This is a genomic window from Acinetobacter sp. YH01003 (assembly GCF_013420525.1).
In the GTDB taxonomy this organism is placed as follows: domain Bacteria; phylum Pseudomonadota; class Gammaproteobacteria; order Pseudomonadales; family Moraxellaceae; genus Acinetobacter; species Acinetobacter towneri.
Window position 1 is genome coordinate 24,712 of the sequence record NZ_VOXY01000020.1, and the last position, 7,608, is coordinate 32,319.

Here is a 7,608-nt window from a genome sequence, read left to right on the forward strand (position 1 = left end):
GTTCAACAACTCGATACGATTATGTCACTAAGCGACCTAAAGATATTCAGGCGCTGCGCTTTTCTGCAGATGAACATGGACAATTTGCAGTAGCAGGGGACGTTGGGGGATTTTTGGGAGAAGATCACCAATTTGGCTATCGCATTAATTTAGTCAATGAACAGATTGATTCTTATGTAGATCATGTAGATGGCGAGCGTTATTTGGCGGCATTGGCATTGGATTGGAAAGCCACAGCACAATCCAAATTTGAGTTTGATCTTGAAGCGCAGCGATCAGAACAAAAATCTGTTCCGGGTTATCAATTACTTGATGGCAAAGTGCCACAAAATGTGAAATGGGAGCGTTTACTAGGTTACCAAAGCTGGGGCAAGCCCGTCACAATTGATAGTCTAAATACCAGTTTAAAATACAACTATGCTTTCAATGATGACTGGAATTTAGGATTGGTGGCATCACACAGTAAATCTAAGGTGGATGATTATTCGGTATTTCCTTTTGGTTATTACCGAGATGGATGTGAGGCAGCATATTCGTGCAATACATTTAGTGCACAGGTGATAAAAACCCGCGATACGGATTTAGATAAATTTTTACCACAATTTGCTGTGAGTTATAGCCCATCAGAATCAACAACTCTGTATGCTTCTTATGCAAAAGGGCTGTCAGATGGAAAAACTGCGCCTTGGTTTGTAGAAAATAGTGCAGAAACCTTAGCACCAATCCATTCTGAACAATATGAAATTGGTTTAAAACAGCAGATTCATAACTTTTTATTAACCGCAGCTATTTTTGATTTACGTCAAGATAATCAATACTCTAAGCCGATCTTAGATAAACGTTATTTTGTTCAAGAAGGTGAGCAACGTAGCCTTGGTTTAGAATTAGGGCTGAATGGAGAATTAACAGATCATCTGGCATTAAGCTCATCTTTAGCATTGACCAAAGCTCGTTTAGATGAGGTTGAAGCGGTTGAATATGGCAATCATCAAGCGCAAAACGTGCCTAAAGTTCGTTTTGCAACACATCTTACTTATCAAGTACCCAATATTGAAGGTTTACGAGTGCTTGCAGGCGGTCAGTATAGTTCAAGCAAATATGCCAATAAGCAAGGCACTGCAAAAGTGAGCGGTTATAGTGTCTTTGATTTAGGCGCTGCATATCAATTTAAGTTGAATACAACCGATGCACAGTTACGTTTCAACATCAATAATTTATTGAATAAGAAATACTGGCGTGATGCAGGTGAATTTTATGGTGATGATTATTTATTCTTAGGTGCGCCACGTACAGCGACTTTATCTTTAAATCTGAATTTTTAGATTTGGTATAAAAGAAGAATAGCTTTTGACTAAAAGATAGCTAAAACCCTAATTTTTAGGGGATAATTCTTGGGATCGATATCATGATACAACTCATACAGTTTAATTTAGATCATTTAGACAAGACTTTATCTGATCAACAACATATTGAATATAATCAAATTATTGACTATGAAATAGTCAGGGAAAGTATTTGTAGCTTGATATTTAAATTAAGCAGACAGATGAAATTAGCTGATCCTGAACAACAAGACGTACTTCAAAAAAATATAAATAAACTCATCTACATAAGAGATTATTTACAAATTCACGATAGAGCATCCATTCAAAAAATTATGGCTGAGATCAAGTCTTATCAATAATGATATTGATGTCATAGCCACGCAGATTTGCGTAAGCTTGCTTGCACGCAAATCGAGTAGTGTTCTGATTTCGGCATAACTTATATTATGTTATTTAGGATACACTTGACGGCAAGATCGTTTATGATCGAAACTGTCAGGTGCAGCACCAACGATCAAAATGAGTTGCGGTAACGCAACTAAATCGGGTGCTGTCTTTAGATATCTTATTTAACATAATGTACATTATACGCAATCAGTCTAGTAAGAATAAGAGTATAAAAGCAACTCCCATCAAAGAACCTACAATGCCTAAGCAAAATCCTTTAAGCAAAAATTCTTGCCTAGTCTTAGCAAGCTTAATAATCATTTCTTCATTCTCAATCATTGATCTCTCCAGACATTAAACGTCTACGAAATTCTTTAAACTGATGATGTTTGTACTCAAAGACATGAGATTCAAAAAGGCTGTAAAGCTTAAATTGAAAAACATGAGATTCAAACATCCAAGAACTAATCATTATTCTCTCCAGTGATCTTTACCGGCATCTTATTTACGCCTATAAATGCTCAATTTTAGACTTAACAGACTTCGCTAGTTAAGGCTAAAATTCGAGCTTAATATTTAATACGGTTATTAGTCATGCTTGAAAATCTATTTAACAAAAACAGATACATATCAAACACAAACCTACTCTACAAAATTGCTAAAGACGCTCTACTTGAAAAACAAGTAATTAAGCGTGGCAATCAAATTTTTGTTTATGAAATCAACAGCTTAAAAAAACAAGGACGTTTTATAAAAAGCCTAGAAATCAACAAATTACCAATTAAGCTAAAATCTAAACAAAATATTAAATATGCCAAAGTCCCAAATAGAGCCGAGATTATTAAAGACTTTCTAAATTAATCCGTCTATTTTCGCTTGTTCCATCTTCGCAGCTTCGAGAACACTATATTCACCAGTTGGCGTATTATTTGCCTGATTAGATAATTGAGCATTGTTTTGTACCTGATTAGGCTGCTGTCTGAAGTAGTCAAATGGACGGTCTCCATTTTCAATAACACGTTGACAATCAGCTTGTGAAACGTCTTTTAAAATCGTGCCTTGTTGCGTGTAGGCTACATAACGTCCATTCTTTTTCATACAACCGCTAAAAACTGGCTTTGCTGTGACTTCATAAGTCAAATTGTTTTGTATTTCATCGTCAAATGGCTTATTAGGATTATATAAAACAGCTTGCATACGGTTTTCAGGATTAATAGAGCCATTATTTTTAGAAAGATCATTAAACCATTGTACGCATTCAGGCTTTTCAACATTAATGCCCTTTCTACAATCAACGTCTAAATTTTTTATGCTTTCAGTTGTTGGCATTGTTTTATTTTTATCACTGGTTGAAACTTCCGCCTTTTGTCCAGATATGCCATTAATAGCATTTCTTGCAAGTTTATCACCGCCCGATTTTGTAAATAGCAAATATGAAAGCGTCATCAAAACAATAATTGCAATGATTGCATATATAAATTTGCTTTGAATTTTAAACTGTACAGAAGTATGCGCTGATGCGCTTTTATACATATCTTGCCATTTCTGCTTATAGAAAAACTTGTAGCTGTCTTGATAATTTACAGAACGACTGGACGCAGCAGCTTGCCACGGATCACGAAGCCAGCGCTCAAATTCATAGATAGTAGCAAATGGCGGTTTTTGTATTGGACGTTTAACCAAATACATTTTTTCGACTAGCTTATGAATACCCTTGTTTAAACGTGCAGGGTCTTGAGTAATTAAAATAATGTCCTTGTTTTTATGGGCATGTGTTGTTAATTCAACAATCATGGGGTTTTGTGACATTTTTCCATTGGAGTCGCAAAACTCAGGTCTTAAATGAATTTCATCATAAAAAATTACACTATCTTCTGGCACTTCACGCCAATCATCGGGAGCTTTTTGTACAAAATTACAATTTTCTGCATGACCATTAATGTCTGAATAAACATTTCTGAGTAGATCTTTTTCAGGGTCTAAAGGCTTGCCCGACTCAATTTTTTTTCTAACACGTATGTTATTTTGCTCATATTCATAAGCCATTTTTGCAGCAAATTGACTTTTGCCGTGTCTTGGTTGCCCCACAATTAAATAAATAGCCATTATTGCGACTTCCCAAACGATACTTTATTGATCATCAAAGTAATTTTTAAAACACATGCCCCGACAATGATTGAAAGCCCATAATCAATATTTGCCAATCCTAATATTTGCAAAACATCGGTTGAGAGCTTGCCCCATTCAGACTGCGCATAAGAGATCAATTGATTAAACAGTGTCAATACAACAGCACTTGAAAAAATGCCAAGCCCTAAACCCTTTAAAACAGTCTTACCTGCCTTACTTAATGTTGCATCTGCTACAGATACGAGAATTGCTTTTAAACTCATATTTCGCCATCCTCACCTTTACGACCTACACCAACCAAAATCATTGCACCTGATAAAAAGCCAATCAGGGGCGCTACAAATGACCACTTTTCGGCAAACTGGCAAATAGGTTCATAACTGATGGTGACATTGCCACCACTACCAAAACTGACAGGTACTTGGATTGGTGATGGACAACCTGCGGTTGCTTTAAATGTTCCAGTATCTAAAGTACCTATATCTATTTCTTGGGGTATCTCAGGTGCTTCATCTTCATTTTCGGGATTGTCTTTAACCCATTTTATAAAATCGCAAACAGGCGTTGCCCACGCACAAAATTCAGGTAGTGAAAATGAACCAGTTGGATTCCCTTGTTCATCGGTTTTTTGTTCAATATCTTTATTTTCAGAAGTGGGATTAGCCTGTTCTAGTTGTCTAGCGACTTCTTGAGCAGTTGGACTATTTGTCTTTTCCCATTCATTGTGTGGTTTCCACAGATTAGGAACAATTTCAGGCTTGTAATTTTCATCTAACTTAGGTTTATAAGCAGGATTGTTATAGTCAGGATGGGTTTTATTTGCATAATCGGCAGCAGCTTCAGGGGTTAAATATTCTTTTTCGGTTGATGGTTGATGCTCAATTTCATCATACGGTACATCATAAAAATAAAAATCAGCGTGACCAGTAGAATTTTGAACTGACTTAAATTGAAATCTAAAAACAGAAGAATCAGATTTTAATTCAGGATCCCACTTAACAAAAGATAAGGTATAACCTGCATAACCTGGCCATGTTTGACGATCTGCTAAACGACTTAGAGCCATTTCATAAGGACAAAAACTTGTTTCACCATTAGCACCTTTGAATCGTTTAATTAGATTTACACCACCAACACCCATGCGGGTATAGCTGCAAGAATAATTATCATTACCTTGCTTATATCTCCAAATGCTTTGGCTAGCAGGATCCATAACCCAATCAATGCCTTCTAATAACTTTTGGAAAGCTTCAACACCAACACTTGCCCAGTTTGCTTTTTTAAGCAACTTTGCAATTGCAACACCGCCCATTTTTTGCTTATTTGAATATGTTTTAGGGTCGATTGTAGTTTTATATTTTGAATCATTAACAGCATCGCCAAATTGGTCTACTTTATGACCAGTGACAACAACACGTTGATTGCGATCAGGTATAGGATCAACTTCATAGTCCCACTTTTCAGCAGCACCAGCGAAAGCAAAGAAAGGGGTATAAATAAGGGTAAAACAGAGCAGGATTTTAATAAATTGTTTTAAAACAGTTTTGCCCCAACCATTATCCACATCACTATACATATATACGCCCCTAAAGATTCAATATCCATCCTCCCCTCCGTTGTGGTCGGTCTGCGAGCCCTCGACCCGCCCCACAACGGAGGCGGATAAAGGGATTTTGTTACATTGCGGAACGAGCCCATTTAAATACTTTGATTACAACAACCAAAGACAAAACAGCCAGTCCAATTGCTGAAACAGTAGTCACACCATCTGTAATAGTGCCAACGACAGAAGAAACATCAATTTCAGCAGCATTTGCATTGGTTACAAGTGCAGCAGATACAGCAGCCCCCAAACCATATTTTTTAACTGCAATCATAAAATTTTTACGGTTGCCGTAAGTTTTTGTCATTGCATCATTTACTTGGTCTTGTGTTAAGTGATCCATGCGGATTCCCCTATTTAAGTGCTTTTATGCACATTTTTATAACGAACACCGTGGCAAACACTAATAGACAAGCAAAACCAATGGCGTTACCCTCAATCAGTGTTAGCTTCGGCAATACACTGGGTTGAATAAATTCAGCCCACAACAGGCATTGATTTGTAGACGAGTCGAGTTGTTGACAGATCAATGCCATTTCTTAAAATCCCTTAGCCATTACAGCTTTTTTCATGCTTTTCTAAAGCTTCGATATAGAAAAAACATACGTAGCATTTAGAACATTCAAAGTGTCCATGAAACTGATACATGCTTTATGCCTTTGGCGGTAAAATGACGTTTGTTAAAACTTGTTTAGTCGCTCGACCAGTAGAAACAAAATCAAGTTCTAAAGTCGCTTCAAATGGAAATTTACGACCCTGCAATTGCACTAAATTGCGTGAATCCTGCCATTTAAATTCAGCTACACCCTGACCAACTGCATTACCTGCTGATGTATCCATTGGAATAATTCCGTACAAAGTAACGTAGTCATAATGGCGTCCATCTTCCGACTTCCAGTCTGTAGACTTTGCACCTACTAAAGTAATTTTGATTTGCTGTGACATTTTTACATCCTCATTGCTGTGACTAAGACATGATCTAATCGCTTTGGATATGCCAACGGATCGGAACATGAAATGATGTTAATAAGCTCTTCAGGCTCAAAAACTTGTTTAAATACGTTAATGTACTTGCCGTACTGTTTTTTAATAATTTCTAATGCTGCATGAGCATTGATTTGTGCAGCTTTGACCATTGTTTCAATACGTGCAGGCTGTTTATCTTCGGCAAGAAACTGAAAACACGGATAAGAAGCAATAAAATATTCAGAAGGAGATAAAAGCATGGTGAACGGCAAAATGCGGTCACGTGACTTAAACTCAACTTCAGCACGTTGCCAGTTGTCGTCTGGATCGCCCTCTGCTCTGCCTTTTTCATAAAGTCGCAAATACATACCCGATTCACGTGAGCCAATGTTAAGGGTTCGACCTTTTCCGTTTGGACGTTTCCAGTTACCTTTATGCTCGACGTTTGGCGCACGGTTACCATTTTGAAAACCGCCCATGCCATCCATCATATTGCCCCAATCCACATTGATGTTTTTACCCTCAAAATCATCATGAGCAATGTCAACACGGGTTAATTTTCCACGAGTTGCAACAGTTGTAAGGAATGTATATAAACGCTGCTCCCAACCCTCGGCAGCCAATGAACAACCACGCCCTGAAAGCATTACAAGATATGTATTTCGTTGACCACCAACACAGACAAAACCGCATTTATCGCCAATTTCAAAAGAACTTTGGTACATATTCTTTTTGCCCTTATCGACAAGAGTCAATTGCAGTCCAAATATGTGTTCTATGTGTTTTTCAATTTCCAAAGCCATTTGGAAGTTTAATTCTGTTTCATTGATTATCTGGTCATCTGTCAGCGCATTAACAAATTTTGTGTTTAGCGTAGCGACACTGTCAGTAAAGTTGACCCAGTCAATCACTGCAATTTCATTGTCAGCAGGTAAACGGCATTGAACTTGTTTAGGGCCGCGAGCAGTCATGACTAAGTGAGCATGAGGAACAGCAAACGGGCGATCAAACGGCAAAGGCAAATCTGCATCTTTCGGAAGGGAGTGCATGGATTCGCTTTTCGTTACCCCCATCTTATTAATGGGGGTATCTAAAAATCCCATTCCCCACGTACAAACCTGTGGTATTGATTGTTTTTTGTTCAACATTACTCAATCCCCATATCACGCATGATGTCGTTTTCTTTTTTTAGTGAAT

9 protein-coding genes and 1 pseudogene are annotated in these 7,608 nt (G+C 37.4%); 3 read left to right on the forward strand and 7 right to left on the reverse strand.

Annotation, left to right across the window (positions count from 1 at the left end):
• Positions 1-71 precede the first annotated feature (71 nt).
• Together FTT70_RS12340 and FTT70_RS12345 are read left to right on the forward strand one after the other, a co-directional pair.
• Positions 72-1,322 (forward strand): annotated as a pseudogene (locus FTT70_RS12340) (TonB-dependent receptor); the annotation flags it as partial.
• An 83-nt stretch (positions 1,323-1,405) separates the two neighbouring features.
• Complete coding sequence (locus FTT70_RS12345) at positions 1,406-1,684, forward strand: hypothetical protein (protein ID WP_218944518.1); 279 nt, start codon at positions 1,406-1,408, stop codon at positions 1,682-1,684.
• A 235-nt stretch (positions 1,685-1,919) separates the two neighbouring features.
• Here FTT70_RS12345 and FTT70_RS13670 read toward each other — a convergent pair whose 3' ends face one another.
• Positions 1,920-2,051, reverse strand: coding sequence for a hypothetical protein (locus FTT70_RS13670; protein WP_257229408.1), 132 nt, complete (start codon positions 2,049-2,051; stop codon positions 1,920-1,922).
• A 255-nt stretch (positions 2,052-2,306) separates the two neighbouring features.
• Here FTT70_RS13670 and FTT70_RS12350 point away from each other — a divergent pair, with 255 nt between their 5' ends.
• A complete protein-coding gene (locus tag FTT70_RS12350; RefSeq protein WP_180168665.1) occupies positions 2,307-2,573 on the forward strand; it encodes a hypothetical protein in 267 nt (88 codons plus the stop codon).
• On the opposite strand, the gene FTT70_RS12355 is transcribed toward FTT70_RS12350, so the two are convergent.
• The 6 genes from FTT70_RS12355 to FTT70_RS12380 form a co-directional block, all read right to left on the reverse strand.
• On the reverse strand, positions 2,565-3,818 hold the full coding sequence (locus tag FTT70_RS12355; RefSeq protein ID WP_180168666.1) for a zonular occludens toxin domain-containing protein: 1,254 nt from the start codon (positions 3,816-3,818) through the stop codon (positions 2,565-2,567). The genes FTT70_RS12350 and FTT70_RS12355 overlap by 9 nt on opposite strands.
• Positions 3,818-4,105 (reverse strand): DUF2523 domain-containing protein, encoded by a 288-nt coding sequence (locus FTT70_RS12360; RefSeq protein WP_180168667.1) that lies wholly within the window; start codon positions 4,103-4,105, stop codon positions 3,818-3,820. The genes FTT70_RS12355 and FTT70_RS12360 overlap by 1 nt, the downstream gene beginning before the upstream one ends.
• The gene (locus tag FTT70_RS12365; protein ID WP_257229409.1) at positions 4,102-5,418 is read right to left on the reverse strand and encodes a virulence factor TspB C-terminal domain-related protein; all 1,317 of its coding nucleotides are present in this window, start codon (positions 5,416-5,418) and stop codon (positions 4,102-4,104) included. Before FTT70_RS12365 ends, FTT70_RS12360 begins: the two co-directional genes overlap by 4 nt.
• A gap of 100 nt (positions 5,419-5,518) precedes the next feature.
• Positions 5,519-5,788 (reverse strand): major capsid protein, encoded by a 270-nt coding sequence (locus FTT70_RS12370; protein WP_180168668.1) that lies wholly within the window; start codon positions 5,786-5,788, stop codon positions 5,519-5,521.
• Between the two features lie 308 nt (positions 5,789-6,096).
• Positions 6,097-6,390, reverse strand: a complete 294-nt coding sequence (locus FTT70_RS12375; protein ID WP_180168669.1) for a hypothetical protein — start codon at positions 6,388-6,390, stop codon at positions 6,097-6,099.
• A 2-nt stretch (positions 6,391-6,392) separates the two neighbouring features.
• Entirely contained in the window at positions 6,393-7,559 is a 1,167-nt protein-coding gene (locus tag FTT70_RS12380; RefSeq protein ID WP_180168670.1) for a replication initiation factor domain-containing protein, read from the reverse strand.
• Between the last annotated feature and the right edge of the window lie 49 nt (positions 7,560-7,608).